The following is a 26,848-nucleotide window of genomic DNA, read 5'->3' on the forward strand; positions in this document are numbered from 1 at the left end:
GTCGCATTTTTTGAAAGTCCTGCTATGAATGGTTTTTCATAGTTGGGCGAGCGATGTGCGGAGCCATTGCGCTTCCTCGAAATGCTTTCAAGGGGTTTTTCAGTGCCCTTTAAGCTCCTTTTATTCGGTCGATAAGGCTTGAGAAAAACTCGACAACAAAGAACTTCACTTCGACTTCTTCCCCCTGCTCTGTCGCTAGCTGCTGGGGCTCTTCATCAGCAACTTCCTCTGCCTCGACTGCTTCTCCATTTGCCATATCTAAAAAGCATAGAGGAGGAAATAGAACGCACCACCAATTTTCTCCGTTTCCTTCGCCAAGTGTAATTAGTACAGCTTGGTACGAGCCTGCTGGATAAACAATATTACCATAAATCTTTGTCGGAAATTGAACATCCTCAAAGGAAACCGTGAAGCTTTGACTTAATCCTTGCTTCGCTAATTCTTCTTGAACAATCGTCTCAATCCTTGGAAGATTGTTTTTTATCGTTACTTTCGCTTCTTCTAAATCAGCGATATCCGTCACCCATTTAGTAATGGCCTTGTTGACTTCATCACGAATCTCTCTTTTCAGTACTTGATCTTTAATGGAATCACTATTTGCTAATATCCGGAGACGAATGGCATCATCTTGACTAACCTCCTGATGAAGTGTAGCCACAGCTTGTGCATTTTGCGACTCCCAACTAACTAATAAAACGAAAAAAGAGAATAATAGATAGATAATAACATTTGATTTCATTGTTTTCGCACCGCCCCTTCACCACTCATTGTGGACAGAACGGTACGAACTTAAACCTAGCATTCTAAATTTTATTTAAATCGTCATATCTCCATAAGCTAGAACGATTCGGTCCTTGCGATTGATGTCTTCACGAATCTCGGTTGTTGCACGAGGAAAGGCGACCTCTAGCATTTTTCGTACCGTTTTTCCTTGACCGGCACCAACTTCAAATCCAACTAATGCTTTGCACCGCAGAACGCTAGGAAGCTGCTCAATCATACGACGATATAAGTCGTACCCATCCTCCCCACCAAACAAAGCGAGATGGGGTTCGTGATCTCGGACATGTGTCGCTAACTCTTTTTCTTCATGAAGTGGGATATAAGGTGGATTTGAGACAACAATGTCAACCTTTTCGTTCAAATCAAGTAATGGCTGTAATAAATCTCCTTCGAAAAAGGTTATGTCTGCACCGAGAGCACTAGCGTTGGCTCTAGCAACACGTAAGGCACTTTGGGATATATCCACTGCACGAACATGGATTGCTGGGTCCTCAAGTGCGATTGTTACTGAAATTGCCCCACTCCCCGTGCCGATATCAACGAGATGGACGGGTTCTATTGCAAACAGCTTTTTCTTTTCCTCTAAAATTGCGAGAACAAGCTCCTCTGTTTCTGGTCGTGGGATTAAAACATCTTTATTTACCTTAAAACGTCGACCGTAAAAATCCTCATAACCAATAATATGCTGAACTGGGACTCCACTTGCATATGTCAATACGTCCTTTTCGTAACGCTCAAAAAACTCAGGTGTAATGGCGTCACGGTAACGCATAAATAGTTCCGTTCTACTCACTTGTAAATGATGACGAATTAACAACTCGGCTGCAGGTGGTTCGAGATTCCGTTCTTCTAAAAAAGAAGAAGCCCAGTGAAGGGCTTCGTAAATTGTCTTGGACGTCATCTTATTCTTCCGCCTGCTTCATTAACTCGGATTGCTCTTCCATAATAAGCTGTTCAATGATTTCATCAAGTTTTCCTTGAAGAATTTGATCAAGCTTTTGTAGGGTTAAGCCGATACGATGGTCCGTCACACGACTTTGTGGAAAGTTATACGTACGAATCCGCTCAGAGCGATCACCTGTTCCAACAGCAAGCTTACGATTTTGGTCATACTCTGCTTGAACTTCTGAATGAATCTTGTCATACACACGGGCACGAAGAACCTTCATTGCCTTTTCCTTATTCTTGATTTGCGATTTCTCATCTTGACACGAGACCACTGTATTTGTAGGAATATGTGTTAAGCGAACAGCAGACATCGTCGTATTAACCGATTGTCCTCCTGGGCCACTTGAAGTGAAGGTATCCACGCGAATATCTTTTTCATGAATGTTGACTTCGACTTCCTCTGCCTCTGGTAAAACGGCAACCGTCGCTGTAGATGTATGAATGCGTCCACCAGATTCCGTTGACGGAACACGTTGCACACGATGCGCACCATTTTCATACTTAAGCTTTGAGTACGCTCCTGTTCCGTTGACCATGAAGATGATTTCTTTAAAGCCACCAAGCTCTGTTGATGTCGACTCAATGACTTCCGAACGCCAGCCTTGCGCTTCTGCAAAGCGACTATACATTTTATAAAGGTCACCAGCAAACAACTGCGCCTCGTCGCCACCCGCTGCACCACGAATTTCAACGATAACATTCTTATCATCATTCGGGTCCTTTGGAAGCAAAAGAATTTTCAAACGTGCTTCAAGATCCTCTCGGCTTGTTGATAGCTCATCGATTTCTTCTTTAACCATCGAATACATTTCATCATCGAGCTTTTCTTCAAGCATCGCCTTTGAATCCTTAAGTTGCTCACTCACGTCTTTATATTCACGATACGCTAGCACTGTTTCCTCAAGGTCAGATTGTTCTTTCGAGAATTCACGTAATTTCTTTGAATCACTGATAACATCCGGGTCACTCAATAATTCATTTAAACGATTGTAGCGGTCTTCTAACGATTGCAAACGATCAAACACGGCTTTCACCTCATTAATATTTCCAGTCCATAACGGTCTAATTATAGTATATGGGCGGGGGCGGGTCAATGTGAGGGCCATTTAAGTCTATTCTGGCTAAGGATTGTTTTTCTATTTTTCGGGAATAGTGTGAATATGATTGCTATAAAGAGGTGTTAGAGATGAGATATGTAATTATTGGTGGCGACGCAGCCGGCATGAGTGCAGCCATGCAAATCGTTCGAAATGAAGAACAAGCTGAGGTCATCGTCCTCGAAAAGGGTGAGGTGTATTCTTACGCGCAGTGCGGAATTCCTTATTATGTAGGCGGTGTCATAGAAAAGCCCGACAAGCTCATTGCCAGAACAGTCGATACCTACCGTGAAAAGCATGGCATCGACGCGCGGATTAATCATGAAGTAAAAGCTATCAACCCCGAAGCGAAAACAGTGAGCGGAGATGGTTTTGAAATTACCTACGACAGACTCCTCATCGGGACTGGGGCTCGTCCTATTGTTCCTGAGATTGAGGGAATCGGTTTGCAAGGTATTCACGTCGTTAAAACAATCCCACATGCCGAGGCGATTCTTAACGATTTGCAAAAAGAGGTTAAGAACATTGTCATCATAGGTGGCGGAGCAGTTGGACTAGAAATGGCAGAAAACTTCATTAATCTGGGAAAACAAGTGACTATTATTGAACGCTCGCCACAATTAGCAAAAAGCTTTGATAAAGAGCTTGGTGGATTGATTCATGATGAAGCACATAAACACGGGGTGAACGTTGTGCTTAACCAGTCCGTCGAGAAATTTATAGGAACAGACCACGTCAACTCCGTTCTTACGGATCAAGAGGAATTCGAGGCCGACTTTGTCCTTGTCGCCATTGGAATTCAACCTAATACTGAATTTTTAGATGGAACAGGCATTCACCTTCAAGCTAGTGGGGCAATCCAGGTGAATGCCTATTTGGAAACCAATCTGCCTGATATCTACGCAGCGGGTGATTGTGCAACGCAATACCATCGTATCAAAGAAAAGGCCGACTACTTCCCGCTTGGGACTCATGCCAACAAGCAAGGGCGTTTAGCCGGTTTAAACATGATTGGCAAAACCCGTCCTTTCCAAGGCATGGTCGGCACGTACATTATTAAATTCTTTGACTTAACGCTTGCGAGTACAGGCTTACCCTCGCAGGAAATTGAGAAACTCGGCTATCCTTTTAAAAGTATTCAAGCGGAAATGCCACATGTCGCAGGGTATTATCCTGACAAAGACAAATTAACGGTACGTTTACTTTATCATGAAAAGACCGAACAACTTCTCGGGGCCCAGGTCATTGGGAAAAGGGGCGTTGATAAACGAATTGATGTGCTCTCAACCGCTTTGTTTGCTCGGATGACGATGACTCAGCTTGAGGATCTAGACTTAGCCTATTCCCCCCCGTTCAATAGTGTATGGGACCCCATTCAGCAAACATCACGACGTCGAGGGTAGATCTGATTCAAGGGGACGGGAAATCTCCCTTCACTGATTTTAAAAAAACTCTTAGCGCCATTCGCGCTAAGAGCTTTTTGAGTTATCACGAAGATGCACTTGGTAACGTGGAATTTTCTGTGTTAATTCCTGACGTAGTGCACTGAGTTTTTTCTTTTTCTCGTTAGGTTCCATGTCACTTGGGGGTGTAATATTCACCCAAGCATGACTACCTGCAATTATAACCATTCCCGCTTTAAAGGGTGAGTCATTTTCAACGATCTCGTGAATCGTCAATTGATCGTCCCCTAAATCCTGACGGTTAGCATTCATCTTACGAAAGCTAGTACCCGTTGTATTTTCTTCCCCTTGGCTGCGGTAGGTTGGCAACTTTTGAATCCCGTGGTAATTTGCTGGTCCTGGTCCAAGTAGGCCATACGTGATTTGATCGATATTTACATTTTGAGCTTGCGGTGTTTCCTGGTCGTTACACCCTGTCAAAAGAACAACGCCCGTTAGCAAACAGCTTACCCATACTTTCATGTCTGGCACCTCCTGCATTAATGGGGTTGCCTTTTTAGGATGCCCAGATACCAAGCTTTACTCCTCGCAAAATTGTCCAATCACGACTTATTCCGCTTCTAGGGGTACGACTGCATCATGGATGTGCCTTTCTAGCTCTTGCTCGAATTGGTTTTTTTGCTCGGCTGTCCAGTCAAACTCAATCTCCATAAAGGAAATGACATCTTGTTTCCACTGACGCACCCAAGCAATATCAAAGAACAAGGCACCTGTTCGACGAATAAAGAAATCAACTGGTGTAGCAGCCATTTCTTCGTGGATAGCGTAAGTGACTTGCAAAAATACGAATAAATTTAGACCAGTAATTCCGAGTTTCTTATATTCACTAGCGTAGTGAAGAACACGATCAATGTTGGAGCCATAACGACGTACAAGTTTTTCTGCTTCATCTTTAGCAAGTCCAATCGCTTCAGCTGCTTTCACCTTCTCTTTCACAAAAGTTGCGAAGTTTGCTGCACCACCCACATCTCCTCCAGAAATCGGCATATCCTTTGTTTGGCTTGGTGAAAATAATATATTCTCTTCTTCCTGAAAGCTTTTTGCTACTTGATTGACGACCATTTCCGCCATTTTTCTGTAACCAGTCAACTTTCCACCTGCAATTGTAATTAACCCTGAATCCGAAGTCCAAATTTCATCTTTTCGCGATATTTCAGAAGGGTCTTTACCGTCCTCATGAATCAATGGTCTAAGGCCGGTCCAGCTTGATTCGATATCCTCAATCTTCATCTTGACCGTCGGAAACATAAAATTAATCGCATCTAGTACATATTGGCGGTCACTTGCTGTCATACGAGGGTGTGCCACATCACCTTTATAGACGGTATCTGTTGTCCCTACATAGGTTTTTCCGTCTCTTGGAATCGCAAACACCATTCGTCCATCTGGAGTATCAAAATAACATGCTTGCTTCAAGGAAAAACGCTTTTGGTCAATAACCACGTGAATCCCTTTCGTTAGTTGCAATGACTTCCCTTTTTTTGAACCGTCTTGCTCGCGAAGTGTATCAACCCATGGGCCGGCTGCATTCACAATGTTCTTCGCATACACACGGAATGATTTCTTTGTGAACTGGTCAACGATAATGGCACCAACTATCTTTTTTTCCTCATAAATAAATGACTCGACTTTCGCATAGTTTAACGCCGTTACTCCGTTCTCACTCGCTTTTTTTGCAACTTCTATTGTTAAGCGGGCGTCATCTGTTTTGTATTCAACATAATAGCCGCCACCTTTTAAATCTTCTTGCTTTAAAAGTGGCTCAAGCTGCTTTGTTTTTTCTAAGCTAAGCATGGACCGTCTCTCACTGCGTTTAACACCTGCTAGATAGTCATACACACGTAAGCCTACTGATGTTGAAAATTTGCCGAACGTACCACCTTTATGAAGTGGTAAAAGCATCCATTCTGGTGTTGTCACATGGGGGCCATTTTCATAAACGATGGCTCTTTCCTTTCCCACCTCAGCAACCATTTTCACTTCAAATTGCTTTAAATAACGAAGACCCCCGTGAACAAGCTTAGTTGAACGACTTGAGGTGCCTGCACCGAAGTCCTGCATCTCGACTAAGGCCGTTTTCATTCCACGTGTTGTCGCATCAAGGGCAATCCCGCTTCCTGTAATTCCTCCACCAATAATCAATATATCGTATCGTTGCTCCTCCATCTTTGTAATGATGGAAGCTCGCTTTGTACTTGAAAATGTCATACTCGTTTCCCCCTTTTAGAATAAATCACGTTGTAAAGATTACCCAAAGAGGTAAAAATCATCCCTTTTTGAACAATCCAAAGAAAACAACAAAAAAGAGACCACAAAAGCCGCCCCTATCTCAAAAAAAGATAAAAGGCCTCTTGTGGTCTCTCCGTTTCTCCTACCGTGTATTAACTTATGTCTAGTATACATGAGACTAACGCGAAAGTCATTAGTCTATTTAAACATCAGCGCGGCTTGAATTGCTTTTTTCCAGCCTTCGTACAGTGAATCACGCTGTTGCTCTGCAAGTTGGGGCATAAATGTGCAATCGAATTCCCACTGTTTTGAAATTTCTTCTTTGTTTTTCCAATAGCCTACGGCGAGCCCCGCTAAATATGCAGCGCCTAAAGCGGTTGTTTCGCTAATAATTGGCCGCTCCACGGGTACATTAAGAATATCACTTTGAAATTGCATGAGGAATTGATTATGAACTGCCCCACCATCGACTCGAAGTTTCTTCAGTTGAATTCCAGAGTCGGCTTCCATTGCTCCGACGACATCACGCGTTTGATAAGCTAAGGCTTCGAGTGTGGCCCGGATGAAATGCTCTTTTGAGGTTCCTCTTGTTAAACCAAACACAGCCCCACGAACATCGCTATCCCAGTACGGGGTTCCGAGCCCGACGAAGGCTGGCACGACATAGACACCTTCTGTTGAAGCGACCTTTGTTGCATACTCTTCCGTTTGGGCTGCATCTTTAATCATCCGTAAGCCATCACGAAGCCACTGAATCGCTGAACCTGCGACAAAAATACTTCCTTCTAAAGCATATTCAACCTTGCCATCAAGACCCCAGGCAATTGTTGTGAGCAAACCATGACTGGAAGTAACAGCCTTCTCACCGGTATTCATCAGCATGAAGCAGCCGGTACCGTACGTATTTTTCGCCATTCCCTCTTCATAGCAGGCCTGGCCGAAGAGGGCCGCCTGCTGATCGCCCGCAGCCCCAGCAATTGGCACAGACTCACCGAAGAAGTGATAGTCAACAGTATGAGCATAGACTTCAGAAGAGGGCCGCACTTCAGGAAGCATCGCTTTTGGGATATCTAAAATTTCTAGAAGTTCATCGTCCCAGGATAAATCATAGATATTGTAGAGAAGCGTTCTAGAGGCGTTTGAGTAATCGGTCACATGGGCTTTTCCTCCTGAGAGTTTCCAGATGAGCCATGTGTCCATGGTTCCAAATAATAGCTCTCCTTTTTCAGCTCGCTCACGTGCACCTTCTACATGATCAAGAATCCATTTCACTTTTGTTCCTGAGAAATAGGCGTCAATGAGCAAGCCGGTTTTTTTCTGAAATAAAGCTTTATATCCCTTCTCAACTAGGTCATCACAAATTGCAGATGTCTGCCTTGATTGCCAAACGACTGCGTTGTAGATTGGCTTTCCGGTATCTTTTTCCCAGACAACTGTCGTTTCCCGTTGATTTGTAATCCCAATTCCTGCAACTTGGCTTGCTGAAATTCCTGATTCAGAAAAACAAGAAGCAATGACCGATAATACCGAGCTCCAAATCTCATTGGCATTATGCTCAACCCAGCCCGGATTTGGAAAGTATTGCGTAAATTCTGTTTGTGCTTTATAGACAGATTCTCCTTTTTCATTAAAAAGAATTGCTCGTGAACTTGTTGTCCCTTGATCTAAGGCTAGAATATACTTTTCCATTTCAACACTCCCCTTTTCTGCAAAAAAAGATCCACAATTGCCCTCCATTTAATCATGAAGTTTCATTGTGGATCTCCCATTTTCTCCGTCACATATATTAACTTATCAAAAGTGTACTGCGAGATGTAAACCCTGTCAACTACTTTCAATCATTCTGTTTTGGGGATTGGGGAACTAAATAGTTCGCCATTCTTTTTATCTTCTAAACTATGGATTCTATAAATTATTTTAACTATCAATTCTAAATTATTACAAAAAAGAGTTTTGTTTACCCATTAAACAAAGTATATTTATGGGAAGAGCTATCAAAAACAGGCAATAAAAAGGATGTTTTTATCATGGCTAAAATTATTCCAGACCTTACAGAATACTTCACTTTAAAAAAGCGAATTGTACTCGTCTTTGCTCTTAGTACATTAATTCCTATTATCTGTACAGTCGTTTTTGCGTATCATACGATGTCTTCCATTTTGACGAGTAAATTAAATGCATCTTTACAGGACAACTTAAAGCAAGTTGAGCTGTCGCTTGAAAATACAATTGTAAACTTGAACCATGTTTCACAACAACTTGCTTTTCCAGGAAGCGTTGGCATCAAATTGGATGCTTATTTACATGCCGTTGATCCATACGAACGAGCACACCTATACAGTGAATTTAAAAATGAATTTAATGTGCTCACTTTTAGTAATCCTAGTATTGGGCTAACCATGTACTATGTACCCGATGAAAACCGGTTTCTCTTTAATAATTATGGAGTAAAAGAAAACTTCTCTATTGAAAATCTCCCTTTACTTGCTGACAATTACAAAATTAAAAATTTGGGGCCACATGTTAGCTTACAACGCTATAACGATCAATATGTTCTCTCTACCCTTCGACAAGTAGACATACCACTACGTGAACCTATCTATGTCTATATTGAATCAGCTTTTAACTTAACACAAGATATCTTGCAGACGAACCAAACAGGAAAACACTCTAATTATCTGATTCTTGATCACAATGGGAATATTACTTATAGTGACGAAGAATTGGTCTTTCCCACTCAGACTGCTTTTGAAGAAGGAGATTCTGGGATAATAAATGGTTTTTACTGGTTTAAAAGAACGTCTTCTCAAGGGTGGAGTATTATTTCTTTAATTCCTAAAGCACAATATAACGAAGAAAAAAATCAGTGGTTAGTGCAAATGATTTATCTCACCCTGTTTTTTGTCGTTCTTAGCCTGATTGTTGCATGGTTACTGTGGCTCATGGTATACAGACCCTTACATCACTTTAATCAGGAAATTCACTTAATGACCAATAATGACTTTGGTACGCGAATAGTTACCACAAAAATACCTGAATTTGATGCACTATTAAGACAGTTCCAACATATGAAATCACAAATTTTGTCTTTATTTAAAGAGGTGGAATTAAAAGAAAAACGGAGGGCTGACCTTGAAGTTGAGAAACTATTATACCAGATTAACCCTCACTTTCTCATGAACACATTAGATACAGCCCATTGGCTAGCTGTCTTGAACGGTCAAAAAGAAATAGACCAAATTGTTACCTCGCTTAATAAGCTACTAAGCTATAATTTAGGCAAACTAGGAGAGCTATCAACGATACGTGAAGAAATTGAATCAATGAAACAGTATTTAACGTTACAACAAGTTCGGTATGATTTTGAATTTTCGGTTAACATAGCGGTTGAGAATGACTTGTTAGATACGCCTGTACCTCGATTCATTCTACAGCCTTTGGTAGAAAACTCTCTCTACCATGGTCTGAGTGATGACGGACATATCACCGTGACGGTGAAAGGTGGAAAAGATAATCAAATTGAAATCGCTGTCAAAGACAATGGGAGTGGAATGTCAGCAGAGAAAATAGAGCAACTCTTAAACAATCATTCTGCTAATCAACAAAAGGCTGGGCTTGGCATTGGCATGAATTATGTAAAACGAGTCATTGAAAGACAATATGACGGGAAAGCAACGTTGTCCATTTCGAGTGATGTCGGACGAGGCACGATAATCTTTTTAACCATACCGATTAAGGAGGTGCATGTAGATGATAAAAGTAATGGTCGTGGATGATGATAAGTTAGTAAGAAAAGGCCTTATTTCAGCGATGCCCTGGAAGGACTTCGATATGGAGGTCATCTGTGAAGCTAATAATGGTGAAAAGGCTTTAGAAATCTTAGAAACCACAGATATCGATTTACTTTTAACCGATATCTCAATGGCCGTCATGTCTGGCCTAGAGTTAATGATGATTATGAGAGAGCGGTTCCCAACGATTCTCGTTGTTGTCTTAACTCTTCACCAAAACTTTGATTATATCCAAAAAGCGCTTAGACTAGGGGCAATAGACTACATTTCAAAGGTCGAGCTCAATCAAGATTGCTTTGATGAGATCCTTGCGAGAATTCACCAAAGAACCCTTGCTGCGCAAAAAAGTAGTAAACGAGCTATAGCCGCCCCGTATGAAGAAATACTCGACGTAGATGAAGGGTATGTGTGGTTTTCTGAACGAAAGGGCGTTGAACTAACACAGTATGAGTTAGAGAACATTGACTCGGATCCACCTTTGTTGCTCAATTCTGGTGTCTATCTTTGGGTTTCAAGTGAACAAGATAAACTGAATTCGATTTCAACGAATTTAAGAACATTACGAAACTCTAATACAACGATGTACGGGGTGATGCATCTAACGGGACTTAAAGGACTGCAAGTAAACAAGCTTCAGCAGCTATTACTGGCTTATTACGAACAGGACTTTTTCTACGACTATGATCCAACACGAATACTCATTAAGTCCGTTGATGAATTAGCAAACAAGCAAGTGGCTTCTCCCCAAAGGAATATTGCTGAGATAAGGGAAACCCTACTCTCTTTTAATTGGGTTCATAACCATATTATTTTAGAAGGGATTGCGCTAGATTTAAAAGCTTTGCAATTACCGACTGCAAGCTTAATTAATGAGCTCTACTTAATTGTAAACGAGTGGAATCGCATTTATTTTCCGCTAACATCTGAGAAAATTGTTATGCCTACTCATTTTTCTAGTTGGATTGAGGTTGAAAAATGGTTATACAGAATGAAAACCTTGCTGCATAATGCCGTTGTGAAGCCACATCTATCGGAAGAAGTAAAGATGTGTATTTATCGCTCAATCCTTCTTATTAATCAGGAACTAGCCTCACCGCTTAGCGCCAAATATATAGCAGATAAAGTGAATATGAGTCGTAGTTATTTTTCACAATGCTTTAAGGACATGTTTGAGATGACCTTCAATGAATATGTTCGTCATGTCCGTGTTGAAAAAGCTAAAGAGTATTTATCTTTTACGGATAAGCAAATCTTATGGATTGCGGAAAACACAGGCTACGCTGATCATAAATATTTTAGTCGCCTTTTTCGGCAAAGTACGGGTGTTCTACCGAGTGAATATCGCCAAAAGCATCGTAAGGTAGAGAAATGACTGCTTTAAAGGTAGCTAAATGTTCGAAGATATTCACAGCGCCCTTTCTTAAGGGGCGCTTTCATTAATTTACACTCATTTGTCTACCTAATCTATGGACTATCCTCTGAATTGTATACGCTTACATACGTGTTATATTCTAGATGCAATAAAAAATAACAGTTTAAGAGGAGGTTCTAACATGCGTAAAACCGTTCAAGCTTTACTAATCCTATTCGTCTTTCTTATGGTTCTAGCAGCGTGTTCAAACGAGGAAACTGGTACAAATGATTCTCAAGCGGAGGAAACACCTAAGGCATCATTAGCTGAACCTGGAGATCCATTTGGGAAATACAACGAACCGATCACAATTCGGATTGGGCAAGAGGTAGACCCCACTGATACGAGTTTACCAGCAAGTGATTCCCCGTTAGATAATCAATATACACGTAGTGTAAAAGAAAATTTAAATATTGATGTTGAACACTACTTCACAGCGTCTCCAGCAAATTACGACCAAAAGGTAAGCCTTTCTATTGCTAGTAATGATTTACCTGATGCGATGATTGTCGGACCTATTGAACTGAGACAGATGTATGAGGCTGGCCAATTAGAGGACTTAACCGATGTGTTTGAAAACTATGCCTCACCAGCGATTAAACGAATTATTGAAAGCACAGGCGGCATTGCCTTGGATAGCGTAACGTACGATGGGAAAATTATGGCCATTCCAAACGTTCAACTTCAAGCGGACGGTGTCCATTTATTATGGGTACGCCAAGATTGGCTCGACCAGTTAGGACTCGAACCTCCGAAAACGGTAGAGGAATTAGAAAAAGTAGCACAAGCATTTGTTGAGCAGGATCCTAATAATAGCGGTAAACAAGATACGATAGGATTAGCTGGTCCAGATTCAAATGGTAAGCTCTATGCTAATTTCTTAGAGTCAACAAATAATCTTTACGGCTTCGATGGCATTTTCTCTGCGTATGATGCTTACCCTGGTTATTGGGTAGAAGGAGACGACGGAAACCCCGTTTACGGCTCCATTCTTCCAGAAACAAAAGAAGCACTTGGTAAATTACGTAATATGTATGATAAAGGATTAATTGATCCAGAAATGGCTGTAAGACAAGATTCAGCAGAGTCGATCATAAGTGGCCAGACTGGTATGTTCTTTGCTCCTTGGTGGATGGGCTATGGCCCACTTGGTGATGCGATTGCTGAAAACCCAGATGCGAACTGGCAGGCTTATGCCCTTCCTCTTAACGCTGAAGAAAAATATGCACCTCATATGAGTACGCCATCTAACAATTTTGTTGTCGTTAGAAAGGGCTATGAACACCCCGAGGCTGCTATGAAAATGCTAAATAATTTATTGCAAAATGAAGCTACTTTCGATCCAAGCCTTGGAGGGCCAGGTTACTATCCTTTACGTCTAGTCTTTGCCCCATCTGATGAAACAGAATATAGCGTGGAGGCTTTACGTGAAGTCCTAGCAGGAACAAAAACAGCTAAAGATTTCGAAGACAAACCTGAATATAAGCTACTCGTTTCAGATGCAGAACAAATAAAAAATGTGAAATTAGAACCGTATGATGACTTAAATATGGAACATTGGGATCCTCAAGCTGACTTGGGTGCCTGGAAACGGATGTACTCTCTTATGGTAGGTGGCAGTCCCCTAGTGGATACAGGGATTGAAAGCGTCTATAGCTCACTTTATTCACAAACAAAGACCATGGAAAGTCGGTGGGTCAACCTTAAAAAGCTAGAAGATGAAACCTTTTTAAAGATTGTCATGGGTGCCGCTCCACTTGATAGTTTCGATCAATTTGTTGAAGATTGGACAGCACAAGGTGGAGAAAATATAACAACTGAGGTTGCCGATATTGTTGAATAATTCCATAGGCTCCGGAGTCAATCCGGGGCTTTTCTTCAATCAAGAGTGAGGAGGAGAGGCACGTGAAAACACAAACCGAGACGCAAACGACTAGACATACTCGCAAGAAAACACGTTATAAAGGAAATGCCAAACATTATTACCTGATGCTGTTGCCGGGATTTATTTGGATATTTATTTTTAGTATCGTCCCTATGTTCGGAGTCGTGATAGCCTTTCAAGATTTCAATCCAGGAAAAGGAATATTAGGATCTGAGTTTATTGGATTAGAAACATTCAGATATATGTTCTCACTGAATGATACAGCAAGTATCTTTTTTAATACGATTTACATTGCGGTCATGAAAATAATCGGAAATTTATTAGTCCCATTGGTCTTTGCATTAATGCTTAATGAAGTCCGCCACACATTTTTCAAGCGCTCCATTCAAACCATTGTCTACCTACCACATTTTCTATCATGGGTTATTTTAGGTGGGATTTTACTTGATATTTTCTCCTTTCAAGGGCCTGTCAACCAACTTTTAAGTGCCGTGGGAATCGATCAAATTTTATTTTTTGGCCGAGCAGACTTATTTCCCTATTTGGTTGTTGGAAGTGACATTTGGAAGGAATTTGGTTTTAATACGATTATTTATCTAGCGGCTTTAACAGGAATTAACGCAGCCCTATATGAAGCTGCAGGTATCGACGGTGCTTCTCGCTTTCGCCTCCTTTGGCATATTACATTACCAGGGATTCGAACGACTGCCGTTTTACTTGCGGTACTTAGCCTTGGAAATGTCTTAAATGCTGGTTTTGACCAAATCTTTAACTTATATAACCCACTAGTGTATTCCACAGGTGACATTATTGATACATGGGTTTACCGGGCCGGCTTGTTGAATATGCAGTATGAACTAGCAACAGCCGTTGGCCTATTAAAGTCTGTCGCTGGGTTAATTTTAATTACGATATCTTACTTCTTAGCTTATAAAACAACAAACTACCGTATTTTCTAGTAGAACGGAGGGATATAAATGGTCAGAGATAAGACGCTAGGCTCTAAAATTTTTGATGTAACTCTTATTTGCATATTAATCGCGATTGCCATCACCTGTATTTTACCACTATGGTACACATTAGCCCTTTCATTTAGCACTAAATCGGCTGCAGCAGCGGGGCAAGTAGTACTATGGCCGGTTGGCTTCAACTTTAACTCTTATGCCCAATTACTAAATGATGGCCAGTTTTTTCAATCATTCTGGATTTCCATTAAACGAGTTGCCTTGGGCGCGGCATTAAACTTTATCATTGTTCCGTTAATGGCCTACCCTTTGTCAAAAACAACGAGAGATTTTAAGTTCAGAAACTTTTTAATGTGGACGCTTATTTTCACAATGTTATTTAACGGCGGTTTAATCCCTCTTTATTTAACGATTAAAAATCTTGGACTTATGAACAGCATTTGGTCACTTGTATTAGTAGGTGGCGCACAAACAATCGTGTTTAATATTATTCTAACGATTAACTTCTTCCGTAACTTGCCGAAGTCGCTTGAAGAGGCTGCACTCGTTGATGGTGCTGGTCCTTGGTATATTCTCTTTAAGCTCTATATTCCACTTTCCGTTCCTGTATTAGCAACGATTACGCTCTTTTCAATCGTCTATCATTGGAATGAATTTTTATACGGCTTGATCTTTATGACGCGCGAAGAGTTTTATCCTGTCCAAACTTATATTCAGCAAATGACGGTTGCTGTTGATCCGTCAAGTATGACAGAGGAGCAATATAAAAGGATGAGTGAGCTTTCGAACCGGACGTTGGATGCGGCGAAGTTATTTATTGCGATGGTTCCAGTCTTAGTCGTCTATCCATTTTTGCAGCGGTTTTTCATTCATGGTATTACATTAGGATCTGTCAAGGAATAGTGGTTTACGCATGGTGAAGCTTTCCGTTCAAAGTTCTACGCCCACTCTTCATTACGCTGAAAAACACTAATTAATTTCTGAATAAGGAGAGGTCTTTTTATGCTTCGGTTATTTGAGACTCATAAAGTTAGAAAGCAACAAGAACTAAGTGGTTTGTGGGATTTTGCTAAAACTGATAGTGATGAAATCAACCCAGCCTATTCATATCAACTACCTGTTCCGGGATGCTGGGAAATGCATCCTGATTTATTAACCTATCGTGGGAAGGGGCAGTATCGTACGTTTGTTAATATTGAACGGAAGAGTGCAATTAGGTTAGAGTTTAAAGGAGTAAGTCACACCGCAGAAGTGTATTTCAAGGGGATACTTGTAGCGGAGCATTATAATGCCTATACTCCTTTTTCAACCGTGATTAACGACGTCGAACCCGGGCGGCATGAAATCGTCGTGAAGGTCGACAACTCATTTTCTGAAAAGTCTTCGCTTCATATTCCAAATGATTATTATACCTATGGTGGAATAATTCGTCCGATTTCTATAGAGGAAATTGCTAGTTCATACATTGAACGAATTGCTTTCACACCAGAGAAAGTAAATGGCGTGTGGCAAGCTGAGGTTGAAGTAATCACGAGCAATTTAGCAGAGAAAGACATGCCGATTACTCTCAAAGGGTTATTAGATGAGCACCCTTTTGATATTGGGACTACCACCATTCCTGCTAAAACTAACGGCATGAGCCTCACAAAGAAAATAATTTTTGGCGATGTTACGGAATGGTCTCACGAGAAACCGCAACTCTATTTACTAGATATTCAATTGTTTCTAGAAGAACAAGAGTTTCCTTCTGATGATTTAATCGAAAGAGTCGGTTTTCGAACAGTTACAACGAAGAATGAAAGAATTCAAATTAATGATAAAGATGTCGTTTTGAAAGGATTTAACCGTCATGAGGATCATCCTCTCGTCGGAGCGTCATTCCCGCTTCAGTTAATGATCCATGACCTTGACTTAATGATTGATATGGGGGCCAATAGCGTTCGAACGAGCCATTATCCAAATGATGAGATTTTCCTTGATTTATGTGATGAGCGTGGAATATTAGTATGGGAAGAGAACCATGCAAGAGGCTTAAGTTTAGAGCAAATGCAGAACCCCTATTTTGCTAAACAATGTGACGTGGTTAACCGTGAAATGGTCGAAAACCATTATAACCACCCGAGTATTATCATCTGGGCTATTTTAAATGAATGTGCTAGTAATACAGAAGAAGGTCGTATTCATTATAAAACGCAACTTGAACAAATTCGCTCGTTGGATCATAGTCGCCCCTTAAGCTTTGCGTCTCACCATCGTGATAAGGAACTTTGTTTTGATTTGGTAGACATCGTTTCCTTAAATTTGTATCCACAATGGTACGGAGACGAAGACCCGGGTGATTTAGTCGATGCTAGTAGGTTGTGGGCTAATCAACTTGGAGGGAACGGCAAGCCCTTGATTATGAGTGAATTTGGTGGAGATGGTTTCTATGGGTTTCGTTCCCCTACAAAAGTTAAAGGCTCAGAGGAACGACAAGTAGACATTATTGAGAAAAATTTAGAAGCCTACACTCAAAGAGACTTCGTATCTGGAATGTATATCTGGCAGTTTTGTGATTGCCGTGTAACTGAAGAGGGATCCTGGCCCCTCATGCGAGCACAAACTCAAAATAGCAAAGGGATTGTTGATGCATACCGCAGACCCAAATTAGCTTATTCCACTGTGAAAAAGTATTTTAAGGAAGCGACTGAACACGTAAAAACCGAACCTTCTTAACAGTCTCAGAGAAGCGGCAATGGCTCCGCATATTGCTTAAAGGCCATTGAAAAAAGGTAAAAATCGCGAGGGCACTGAAATAGGTAAAGCACCCTTTGATGTGCCCTCGAAAATCGTACCTTTTTTAAATTTCTCTAATATTCTTTCCAGAGGTTTGGGTTTGAGGTGGTGATGGCGGTGGCGCCTGCTTCTAGGGCATTGATGACGTCTTGTTCTGTATCAATAAGTCCACCAACTAGGACCGGGACCCCTGTTTTAGCGCTTACTTTTTCAATAAGTGAGGGAATGACGCCTGGTAATAGCTCAATATAGTCTGGCTTGACTTTAGGGATTAGTTTATACGTTGTTTCAATTGCCGAGCTATCGAGTAAAAATACGCGCTGAATGGCATCAACGCCTTTTTTCTTAGCAGCCTGAACGGCTCCTGCCCTTGTTGAGATAATTCCCGCTGGGTTCATTTCTTGACATAAAAATTCAACTGCGTATTCATTTGGCTTTAACCCATTAATTAAGTCCACATGTAAGATGAGTTTCTTATCCGCTTTGTTCACCGCGTTAATGATAGAACGGATTTGACCAAGATGACTCTCTAATAACACCCCGTATTGATAGTCACTTCTTAAAAATTTCTCAAGCTGCTTCCATTCTCGGAATGCCGGTAGCACCTGTTGATTTTTATATGCCATGCTTCATCAAACTCCCTCCGTGAATTTTCACACTCTTCTATGTCTATCTAGAGCTCTTTCTAATAACAAGTTCGGTTGGAATGATAACCTTCTTTGGGATTTTCCGCTCAGATATTCGTTCCATTAGTAAATCTGCCGCTGTTTCTCCCATTAGTTCCGTATGAATTTTTACGGTACTTAACGACGGATAGACGTATTTGGATACACTTACATCATTTAAACCGATGATACTCACTCTATCTGGAACGGCAATATTTGCTTCATGAAGCGCTCGCAAACTACCGATAGCGACGGAATCATTCCCAGCAAAAAATACTTCAGGAAGGTTATCGCCTTGCTCTATTATCTTTTGCTTCATAAGATTATATCCGTCCTCGACAGAAAACCTAGAGCTAATATAAATCCAGTCCTCATTCAATAAGCCATTCTGACTCAAGTATTCTCGGACTGTTTTTTCTCTTAATTCGCCGTATTCAATATTTTGGTCCCTAAATGTTTTTTGGCCACCGATGTATCCAATTTGTTTATAGCCCTGTTCTATTAAGTATCTTAATACTTTGCGTGTCGCTTCTTCGACATCAATGATCACACTATCAAACAACTCATGATTGGGACTAAAGTCAACAAAGACAATATGCTCAGTCAGTTCTCTTAATTGTGTAACTTCTTCGTCCGTAAAGCGTCCAATTGCAATAATTCCATGGAGGTTCTCTTGCTTAATTTCATTATATTGATTATGGAAAAATTTAACTTGCTGTAGGTTATGAAATTGACAACGTTGCTCTACCCCTAAGCGTATTGACATATAGTAGAGATCATCTATCTCCTCATTTTCATTGTAGGAGCTCACTATAGCTACCCGGGATAAATCAGGATTGTTTGTATACTTTTTACGGTAGGACAGCTCTTCGGCCACCTGAAATATCTTCTTTTTTGTTTCATCTCCTACTGATAGGGTTGAATCATAGTTAAGAACCCTTGATACAGTGGAAATCGATACACCTACTTTTGAAGCGATATCTTTAATCGTTGCCATCTTTTCTTCCCCTCACATATCTTGAATTAATATATCTTTTCAAAAAAGGAATGCGTTTCCTTTTTTGAAAAGACACAAAGCAATGAGCAAAGCCACCGAATACTTTAAAGCTCAACTATGAGTGTGGTTCTCATAATTGAGCGTTCGACAGCAAGCATTTTACTTTGTACGTCTCTTTTTAAACTTGTTTTAAATGGAAAACATCTGATTGATAATCTCCGCCCCGCTCAGACACCCCTTTATTAACCCCGTTAAACTCCGTGGAAAGACTTAACCCCTGGAACATTAGCTCATCTCCAAAGTATGTCCCTTCTTTTCCCTCTATTGCATAATCTGCCTTTTCATTTAAACCTTTAAGCAAAAGATTCGTTTGTTTTCTTGGATTCGGTGCCGCTAACACTTTATACCACCCGACCAACGCTTCTCGCTTGTCTTTACTCACAATCATCCAGGCTGTCTCATTATTATCAAATGGACTTAATAGACGATAAAAGTCTCCTTCACGAATTAGAGAACGATACTGCTTATAGTTTTCTACTTGATGTTTGACTACCTGTTTTTCTTCATCCGAAAGCTCGAGTGGATTAAGTTCATAACCAAATGTACCAAAATAAGCAGTGTTTGCTCGCGTTTTTAGTGAAGTTACTCGCAGGGTCTGATGATTTGGAACAGCTGAAACATGTGAACCCATACTATAAATAGGGTAAACCAGAGATGTTCCGTACTGAATTTTTAATCTTTCAACAGCATCCGTATTGTCACTTGTCCACGCTTGTGGCGCGTAGTAGAACATTCCTGGATCAAAGCGGCCTCCCCCGCCTGCACATGATTCAAATAAGACATTTGGAAATTCCTCAGTTAATTGTTGATATAATTTATAAACCCCTAAGATATAGCGATGAAAAAATTCGCCTTGCTGGTCTGCAGAAAGCGCTGCCGAATAAGCCTCCGTCACATAACGGTTCATATCCCATTTAACATATGACAGATTTGTCTTCTTGATAATGGCAGCCATTTTTTTATAAATATACGTTACAATCTCACCTCTAGTGAAATCTAATACCCGTTGATTCCGCCCAAGCGAAGCATGACGGTTCGGTGTTTCAATTGCCCAATCTGGATGTTCAAGAAATAACTCGCTTTTCGGGCTAATCATCTCTGGCTCAAACCACAGACCAAACTCCATCCCATTTTCGCGAATTTTCTTCGCTACATGTTCAAGTCCATAAGGGAGTTTCTCATTATTTTCCCACCAATCACCAAGTGAAGTGGTATCATCGTCTCTCTTCCCGAACCATCCATCATCAAGGACGAATAATTCAATCCCTAATTGACTAGCCTCTTTAGCAATTTCGAGCAGTTTATCTTCATTAAAGTCAAAGTAGGTTGCTTCCCAGTTATTAATTAAAATAGGACGGTCCTTCGTTTTCCAAACACTCCGTATTAAATGGTTGCGATAAAAGTCATGAAAGCTCTGACTCATACCATTTAATCCGTTTTCAGAATAAACCATAACCACTTCAGGCGATTGAAAGCTTTGATGGGTATCGAGTTTCCACTCAAATCGGAATGGATGGATACCAACCATCACTCTCGCTGTTTCGTAGTGATCCACTTCAACCTGAGCTAAAAAGTTACTGCTGTACACAAAATTAAAACCATACACTTCTCCGCTTTCCTCACTTGTCGTTGGTCTTTTTAAAGCGAGAAAGGGATTATGCTGGTGTGAACTAGCTCCTCTGATGCTTGAAATCGACTGAATCCCCATTACTAGACGTCTCTCTTTTAAATGACGCTCTCTTGACCAGGCGCCTGATAATTGGACCATCTCAAATTCACAACTAGCAAAGTCAATGGAACCTGCCATCATTCTTTCAAGATAGACACTTTCCTCGCCTGCGTTGATAATATGACTACTTCTCGTTATTACAGGACCGCTCGAAAAGATTGTATAATTTAAAGTTAGAATGAGTTTTTGTTTGGTATCTTCTAAGATAACCTGTAATGTTGTCGCCTCATCCTTCTTTTCTACAAAGGTTGCAGGTAATCCTTCCAAAACAGGCTTACCTTCTAAAATGCGATAGGTCTTGTATTGAAAATGACTAATATGACTTCCATCAAGCTGTCTAATACTAATCGCTGGTTCACGAAAGTCCGTTTGTCCATACACTGGAAATTCTTGGCGAACGGTCTCTAAAGAAAAGGCGGGATCGTCTTCATACGGATGGCAACTAGACGGAGTGGGGATGTTATACGATTGAAAACGCGAAAAGTCCTCCCGATGCGTCAACGCTTTGCCATAATATAAATGACCTAAATGACCATTTTTCATCACATGAAAGATGTAACTTATTTTACCATTCGTTAAATGAAACTGCTTATTCTCTTCATTTACTCGCACTAGCATCCTGAACACTCCTTGGAATTTCACAAACAAAAGACAGTTCCACCTCAAGTGAGCTTCGCCTGACAAAAAGAGTCTAAACGACCTACTTATGCCTAAGTTTAACCCAGATCATTTGAAATGGAACCGTCACTGTCATGATTTAATTACGACAAACAATTTTACTTTCGTATGGCTGTAAGGTCGTTGAATCAAATGATTTCGTCTCTGCTGTATGATTCATTAAAAAGTAATAAACCTTTTTATCAATTACTCGGTTATAGACCTCCAAACCATCTTCACTTCTGATATGATCAACTTGCTGATTCTCGACAATGGTCTTAGCGATCTCTGTTAACACATCTTCTTCGATTCCACCGCCTACATAATAGACTGTCCCTTTTCCATAGCTATTCTTTGTAAGCGCGGCTTCTGAATAAAATGGGTCTTCATACGTAAACAATGTCTCAGCTGTTACCGGGGTAATAATATCTCTCCATACTGAACAGGTTGATCTTACCCCTTCGAATTGACCAGACCCTACGACAGGTACTATTTGCTCTGCTGATAAAGCTTCAATTTCGTGAATTTCTACTCCAGTAATATCCTTTACAAAACCTGGCAATGCCTGCTTTAAATATATATTATTATTGTGATCTTTAATCCCCGTACGGAACGTAAAGATAACGGTGCCCCCATTTTCAGCAAACAGTCTAAACCGCTCAGCAAGTGCTTCGTCAATGATTTGTAAAGCTGGAACAAGCAACACTTTGTAGTCTGAGAAGTCTCTCGAAACCGGGACAACATCTATATGCGTATTAAGCTTATAAAATGGCGTATACAATCTCATCAGCTCATTTTTAAAATCAAATCCCGAGCTTTGCTGCTGAAAATTCCATGACCAAATGTTTTCATAATCATAGAGAACGGCAATGTCTGACTTTATTTCAGATTTGAGAACCTCTTCATAGTTTCTAATATCAGAAAATACGTTTTGTACTTCTTTATAACGACGGCCATAATTATTATCATGACCAACGATACCGTAACAATACTGTTCAGCTCCTTTTGTCATCCCGCGCCATCTAAAATAGAGCATATCTGTACAACCATGAGCAAATGCTTGATACGACCACATTTTTGCTTGGTTTGGTCGTGGCAAATAACCTATAATATCATGACCCTGCGCTCCCATTAACTCTTCAACTATCCAATAATTTTTATTTAGGAGTCCCCGGTTAAAGTCATGTGTCATCGCGATTTCCGCTGGAGGTATTGGCTCCGTTAAACCACCCCAGACTGGATAATTATCATACGAGACAAAGTCCATATCCTTTACCGTTTCTTCATGGTCAAACCATTTCGAGAAGAAACCACCAGCAATGTTCGTTGTCACAAACTGATGCTCTCCCTTATATTTGCGAACAATGTCTGTTTGTTCCTTCGTGAACCGATTTAAAGAAAATGAACGAAATCTTGCCCAATCAAGCTTTAACGATGGATTATGCGTCGTGATGGTCTTGGTCGGCATAGGAACTTCATTAAAATGGTTGTACGTCTGGCCCCAAAAAATCGTTCCATACTCTCTATTTAACGTATCTATGTTTTCGTACTTGTTTTCTAAAAATAAGTGAAACTCTTCATGACATGTTTTGCAGTAGCACATGTCACTGCCTTCATGTCCAATTTCGTTATCGATTTGCCAAGCAATAATCGCTTGCTCGTTTTCGTAATGTTTAACGAGATTTTCAGTGATTCTTGCACTAAATTCGCGGTAAACCGAAGAATTATAGCAATACTGTCGTCTTCCACCGAAAGAACGTACGGTACCATCTTCATCTTCTGACAAGATGGTTGGGTACTTTTTTGCGAGCCAAGCAGGAAAGGTTGCTGTTGGCGTACCAAACATTACATTGATATCTTGATTTTTCAACTTTTCAATAGCTTCATCAAAAAATGAGAAATCATAGTTGCCTTCTTTTGGTTCCATTAAGTGCCATGCAAACTCGCCAATTCGTACGATGTTTGAGTGCATTTTCTTGATTCCTAAGATATCCTCGTCCATCATCTCTTTAGGCCAGTGTTCTGGGTAATAATCCACTCCTAGATACATCCCGTCTCCTCCTACTACATTCGTTGATCATCACTATATTTTTTCTCTCTCTAAAACCTCTAATTTACTTCACTGCGCTTCCAAGCATTCCAGAAATAAAATGGCGTTGAAGCGATAGGAAAAAGATAATAATCGGTACTGTCGCTATACTTACCCCAGCCATTACTTGACCATAGTCAATTCTTGAGAGTCCAAACAAACTCGATAAAGCGACTGGCAATGTATACATATCTGTCGTATTTACAGCAATTAATGGCCATAAAAAGTTATTCCACTGAAACATAAATAGAAAAATTGCCGTTGCTGCAAGCGCTGGCTTCATCGATGGTAGAACAATACGATAAAAGATTTTCCATTCCCCTGCCCCATCAATTCTTGCTGCTTCAATAAGTGCATCTGGAAAAGAAAGCATGTTTTGGCGCATTAAGAAAATAGCAAATGGATAGGCGAGATTTGGGAGGATTAATGCTTGATACGTATTAAGCCAACCGAGGGACGCCATCATTTTAAATAAAGGAATCACCGTCGCATGATAAGGAATCATCATCGAAAGTAAAAAGACTGTAAAAATGGCCGTACGTCCTTTAAATTTGAATTTTGCAAAGGCATAGGCTGCCATCGTACTAATTAATAAAGCTAATATGGTGTAAACACTTGAAACAAACAATGAGTTGAATAGCACACGCCAAATTCCGATGGCCTCGTTCAAACTTGTAATATTTTCAATTAGCTTTGTTCCTGGAACTAAGCTAGGCGGTGTTGAAAAGAGCTTTCCACTCTCATTTGTCGCTCCGACTAACGCCCAGTAAAATGGAAAAATTGAAATTAAGGCACCTATGATTAAAAATGCGTACAAGGAGATTTTTTGTATGACTTTTTTATTTTTCATTTGTCATCACCTGTCACTTTAAATTGTAGGAATGTAAAAATTCCAATTAATACAACAATGACGTATGCAACCGTTGATGCATAACCAAAATCAAAGTAGCGGAATCCTGTTTGGTATAAATACATTCCGATCGTTAGCGTTGAATCACTCGGTCCACCTTTTGTTAAAGTGAATGGTTCATCAAATAGCTGTAGCGTTCCAATTGTCGATAACACTCCAGTAAACAACATCACTGGCTTTAATTGCGGCAGTGTAATCACAAAGAACTGACGAATCTTTGAAGCACCGTCCATACTAGCAGCTTCATAAATTTCTTCAGGAATGTTTTGTAGGGCTGCTAAATAAATGACCATATTATAACCGACCCAGCGCCATGTCATCGCTATAATTAGGGCAGTCTTTGCCCAAATTGGATGTGACAACCAAGGCACACGTCCTAGCCCAATGGCTTCTAATACCTGATTAATAATACCATCGCCCATTAGCATAATTGAAAAAATCATAGAATAAGCAACTAAGGATGTTACTGCGGGTAAGAAAAAGGATACTCGGAACAATCCTCTTGCTTTTAGTAAAGCTGAATTCAAAAATGTTGCTAGTATAATGGCAAAGAACAACATGGTGGGAACTTGAAAAATCATGATAACAAATGTGTTCTTTAATGCTGTTAAAAAGATTGCATCTGAAAATAAACGCTTGTAATTTTCTAACCCTGCAAAGACCATATCTCCTCGTATACTGGTTTGAAAGCTTAATATAAAAGAAGAAATAATCGGATATAGCATGAAGATTGAGAACAAGATAACAGCAGGGGCGATAAATAAATATGGTATATGCGCTTTTGTTTTCATGTTAAACCTACTTTCTTATTGACTTCTCCTTCACGAAAACATAGATAGTTAAAATTCAAATCCATGCAGTGGCATGGATTTGAGAGTTTTTTCAAAAGGGAAAACCACTTATTCAGTTTGGCAATGGCTTCTCCGCTATGCGGTCAATGAGAAAACCACTCATTGCTTCGAGTTTTTTCAAAAGGGAAAACCACCCTTTTGAAAAAACTCTTTAGTGTGAATTTACTTCGCGTTGGGAGCGACTGCTTAGTCGTTCTGCCGCTTCTTCAAGTGCCTTTTTTGGTTCTGCTCCTAGGAAGACATCCGCTTGTGCTTTGATGGCTTCATCAAGTGCTAGGGAATAATCGTCTGTGTAGTAAGCTGTTGGTACATCTTCCATTTGAGATGCAAATAGTTCCCAAATTGGTTGGCCTCCAAAGAATTCGACGCCAGAAGTAAATACTTCAGAATCGTATACAGTATTTAAAGATGGAAATAATCCGTGATCTTCCATTGCAACTAATTGTAATTCGTCAGAAGTAGTGAAGAACTCTAGGAATTCATAAGCAGTCTCTGTGTTCTCAGACGCTTGTGGAATCATCCATGCGCTTCCACCTAAGTTTGCAGCTCGGTTTCCGCCTTCTTCAAATGAAGGTAAAGGAATAACTCCCCAATTTCCACTTGTTTCACTAGCTTGATCAATAATGGTTCCATAATACCAAGCTCCGAAAGGAACTGTTGCTACTGAACCGTCAACTGTTGAAGATACCACACCATTCCATCCATCAACATCTTTCACTAAATCTGCATCAGCAAACTTCTTTAACATTTCCATTGCATTTATTGCTTTCGGATTGGTGAAATCAATGTTTCCTTCTTCGTCAAAATAGTAAACATCTTCTTGATTTAACATCATGCGGAAAAGTGGATCATCTTTGTACATATCAAGCGGCATTGCATAAATACCTGTCGCTTCTTTGATTTGCTCTCCTGCTACTAAGAAATCATCCCACGTCTCGATATCCTCTGCATTCACGCCAGCTTCTTCAAAAATATCTGTACGGTAAAATAATCCTGTTGGACCTGCATCAAAAGGCATTGCATAAAAGCTTCCATCATATGAAGCTAGTTCTGTTTTAAATTGAGGAAAAACTTCTTCGTGCTCATCATATCCCATTTCAGAAAGGTTCAAAAATCCATCCGGAAACGACTCAACATAACCTTGAATTCGGTCATCTTCTACAAGAACGATATCAGGTAACCCTAAACCGCCCGCTGCTAATCCTGTTGATAGTTTATCGTAAACATCTAATCGTCCAAAATCTTGAACTTCTAATTCGACATTCGGGTGTTCGTTTTGGAACTCTGCAATTGCTGCTTCTAAAGCACCCACGTTTACATTCCACGCCCATGCTGTAAGAGTGATACTTTCGTTATCACTTGATGTTCCAGTGCCGGCTTCCCCAGTATCTTCTGTTCCACCATTTCCTGAACAAGCGACTATCATCATTAAAGAAACAGCTATAATTAGTATGCCCCATACCTTCTTCATTCTTTTTCCTCCTTAGATTCGCAAATAGATTTGCTAAAAAAACGCCTCTAGAAAACGTTTTCACCTTATAGT

20 protein-coding genes are annotated in these 26,848 nt (G+C 40.4%); 7 read left to right on the forward strand and 13 right to left on the reverse strand.

Annotation, left to right across the window (positions count from 1 at the left end; genetic code table 11):
- Positions 1 to 109: 109 nt before the first annotated feature.
- From spoIIR to prfA, 3 genes are all read right to left on the reverse strand, one after another.
- Entirely contained in the window at positions 110 to 739 is a 630-nt protein-coding gene (gene spoIIR / locus CEF19_RS08675; RefSeq protein ID WP_100405727.1) for a stage II sporulation protein R, read from the reverse strand.
- 75 nt (positions 740 to 814) lie between these two features.
- Positions 815 to 1,684, reverse strand: a complete 870-nt coding sequence (gene prmC, locus CEF19_RS08680; protein WP_100405728.1) for a peptide chain release factor N(5)-glutamine methyltransferase — start codon at positions 1,682 to 1,684, stop codon at positions 815 to 817.
- Position 1,685: 1 nt separating this feature from the next.
- On the reverse strand, positions 1,686 to 2,756 hold the full coding sequence (gene prfA, locus CEF19_RS08685) for a peptide chain release factor 1 (RefSeq protein WP_157800920.1): 1,071 nt from the start codon (positions 2,754 to 2,756) through the stop codon (positions 1,686 to 1,688).
- A gap of 161 nt (positions 2,757 to 2,917) precedes the next feature.
- On the opposite strand from prfA, the gene CEF19_RS08690 reads away from it, so the two are divergent.
- The gene (locus CEF19_RS08690) at positions 2,918 to 4,231 is read left to right on the forward strand and encodes an FAD-dependent oxidoreductase (protein WP_100405730.1); all 1,314 of its coding nucleotides are present in this window, start codon (positions 2,918 to 2,920) and stop codon (positions 4,229 to 4,231) included.
- Positions 4,232 to 4,297: 66 nt separating this feature from the next.
- On the opposite strand, the gene CEF19_RS08695 is transcribed toward CEF19_RS08690, so the two are convergent.
- The 3 genes from CEF19_RS08695 to glpK form a co-directional block, all read right to left on the reverse strand.
- On the reverse strand, positions 4,298 to 4,753 hold the full coding sequence (locus CEF19_RS08695) for a hypothetical protein (RefSeq protein ID WP_100405731.1): 456 nt from the start codon (positions 4,751 to 4,753) through the stop codon (positions 4,298 to 4,300).
- An 87-nt stretch (positions 4,754 to 4,840) separates the two neighbouring features.
- Positions 4,841 to 6,499, reverse strand: a complete 1,659-nt coding sequence (locus CEF19_RS08700) for a glycerol-3-phosphate dehydrogenase/oxidase (protein ID WP_100405732.1) — start codon at positions 6,497 to 6,499, stop codon at positions 4,841 to 4,843.
- A gap of 219 nt (positions 6,500 to 6,718) precedes the next feature.
- Positions 6,719 to 8,209, reverse strand: a complete 1,491-nt coding sequence (glpK, locus tag CEF19_RS08705; RefSeq protein ID WP_100405733.1) for a glycerol kinase GlpK — start codon at positions 8,207 to 8,209, stop codon at positions 6,719 to 6,721.
- Positions 8,210 to 8,547: 338 nt separating this feature from the next.
- Here glpK and CEF19_RS08710 point away from each other — a divergent pair, with 338 nt between their 5' ends.
- From CEF19_RS08710 to CEF19_RS08735, 6 genes are all read left to right on the forward strand, one after another.
- Positions 8,548 to 10,296, forward strand: a complete 1,749-nt coding sequence (locus CEF19_RS08710; RefSeq protein WP_100405734.1) for a sensor histidine kinase — start codon at positions 8,548 to 8,550, stop codon at positions 10,294 to 10,296.
- Positions 10,271 to 11,683 carry a response regulator transcription factor gene (locus CEF19_RS08715; protein WP_100405735.1) on the forward strand — a complete coding sequence of 471 codons (1,413 nt, stop codon included), beginning with the start codon at positions 10,271 to 10,273 and terminating at the stop codon, positions 11,681 to 11,683. The genes CEF19_RS08710 and CEF19_RS08715 overlap by 26 nt, the downstream gene beginning before the upstream one ends.
- Before the next feature lie 181 nt (positions 11,684 to 11,864).
- A complete protein-coding gene (locus CEF19_RS08720) occupies positions 11,865 to 13,565 on the forward strand; it encodes an extracellular solute-binding protein (protein WP_100405736.1) in 1,701 nt (566 codons plus the stop codon).
- A 146-nt stretch (positions 13,566 to 13,711) separates the two neighbouring features.
- Entirely contained in the window at positions 13,712 to 14,566 is an 855-nt protein-coding gene (locus CEF19_RS08725) for an ABC transporter permease (RefSeq protein WP_100408256.1), read from the forward strand.
- 18 nt (positions 14,567 to 14,584) lie between these two features.
- Positions 14,585 to 15,475, forward strand: coding sequence for a carbohydrate ABC transporter permease (locus tag CEF19_RS08730; RefSeq protein ID WP_100405737.1), 891 nt, complete (start codon positions 14,585 to 14,587; stop codon positions 15,473 to 15,475).
- Positions 15,476 to 15,574: 99 nt separating this feature from the next.
- On the forward strand, positions 15,575 to 17,287 hold the full coding sequence (locus CEF19_RS08735) for a glycoside hydrolase family 2 protein (RefSeq protein ID WP_100405738.1): 1,713 nt from the start codon (positions 15,575 to 15,577) through the stop codon (positions 17,285 to 17,287).
- 134 nt (positions 17,288 to 17,421) lie between these two features.
- On the opposite strand, the gene CEF19_RS08740 is transcribed toward CEF19_RS08735, so the two are convergent.
- From CEF19_RS08740 to CEF19_RS08770, 7 genes are all read right to left on the reverse strand, one after another.
- On the reverse strand, positions 17,422 to 17,973 hold the full coding sequence (locus CEF19_RS08740; protein WP_100405739.1) for a glycerol-3-phosphate responsive antiterminator: 552 nt from the start codon (positions 17,971 to 17,973) through the stop codon (positions 17,422 to 17,424).
- A gap of 43 nt (positions 17,974 to 18,016) precedes the next feature.
- Entirely contained in the window at positions 18,017 to 19,009 is a 993-nt protein-coding gene (locus tag CEF19_RS08745; protein ID WP_100405740.1) for a LacI family DNA-binding transcriptional regulator, read from the reverse strand.
- A 178-nt stretch (positions 19,010 to 19,187) separates the two neighbouring features.
- The gene (locus CEF19_RS08750) at positions 19,188 to 21,416 is read right to left on the reverse strand and encodes an alpha-galactosidase (RefSeq protein ID WP_100405741.1); all 2,229 of its coding nucleotides are present in this window, start codon (positions 21,414 to 21,416) and stop codon (positions 19,188 to 19,190) included.
- Positions 21,417 to 21,555: 139 nt separating this feature from the next.
- Complete coding sequence (locus CEF19_RS08755; RefSeq protein WP_100405742.1) at positions 21,556 to 23,505, reverse strand: beta-galactosidase; 1,950 nt, start codon at positions 23,503 to 23,505, stop codon at positions 21,556 to 21,558.
- Between the two features lie 64 nt (positions 23,506 to 23,569).
- Positions 23,570 to 24,394 carry a carbohydrate ABC transporter permease gene (locus tag CEF19_RS08760; RefSeq protein WP_198510263.1) on the reverse strand — a complete coding sequence of 275 codons (825 nt, stop codon included), beginning with the start codon at positions 24,392 to 24,394 and terminating at the stop codon, positions 23,570 to 23,572.
- Complete coding sequence (locus CEF19_RS08765) at positions 24,391 to 25,245, reverse strand: carbohydrate ABC transporter permease (protein WP_100405743.1); 855 nt, start codon at positions 25,243 to 25,245, stop codon at positions 24,391 to 24,393. Before CEF19_RS08765 ends, CEF19_RS08760 begins: the two co-directional genes overlap by 4 nt.
- A 211-nt stretch (positions 25,246 to 25,456) precedes the next feature.
- A complete protein-coding gene (locus CEF19_RS08770; protein WP_100405744.1) occupies positions 25,457 to 26,776 on the reverse strand; it encodes an ABC transporter substrate-binding protein in 1,320 nt (439 codons plus the stop codon).
- Positions 26,777 to 26,848: the final 72 nt, after the last annotated feature.

It is taken from the genome of Bacillus solitudinis (assembly GCF_002797395.1).
Lineage (GTDB): Bacteria > Bacillota > Bacilli > Bacillales > Bacillaceae_D > Halalkalibacter_A > Halalkalibacter_A solitudinis.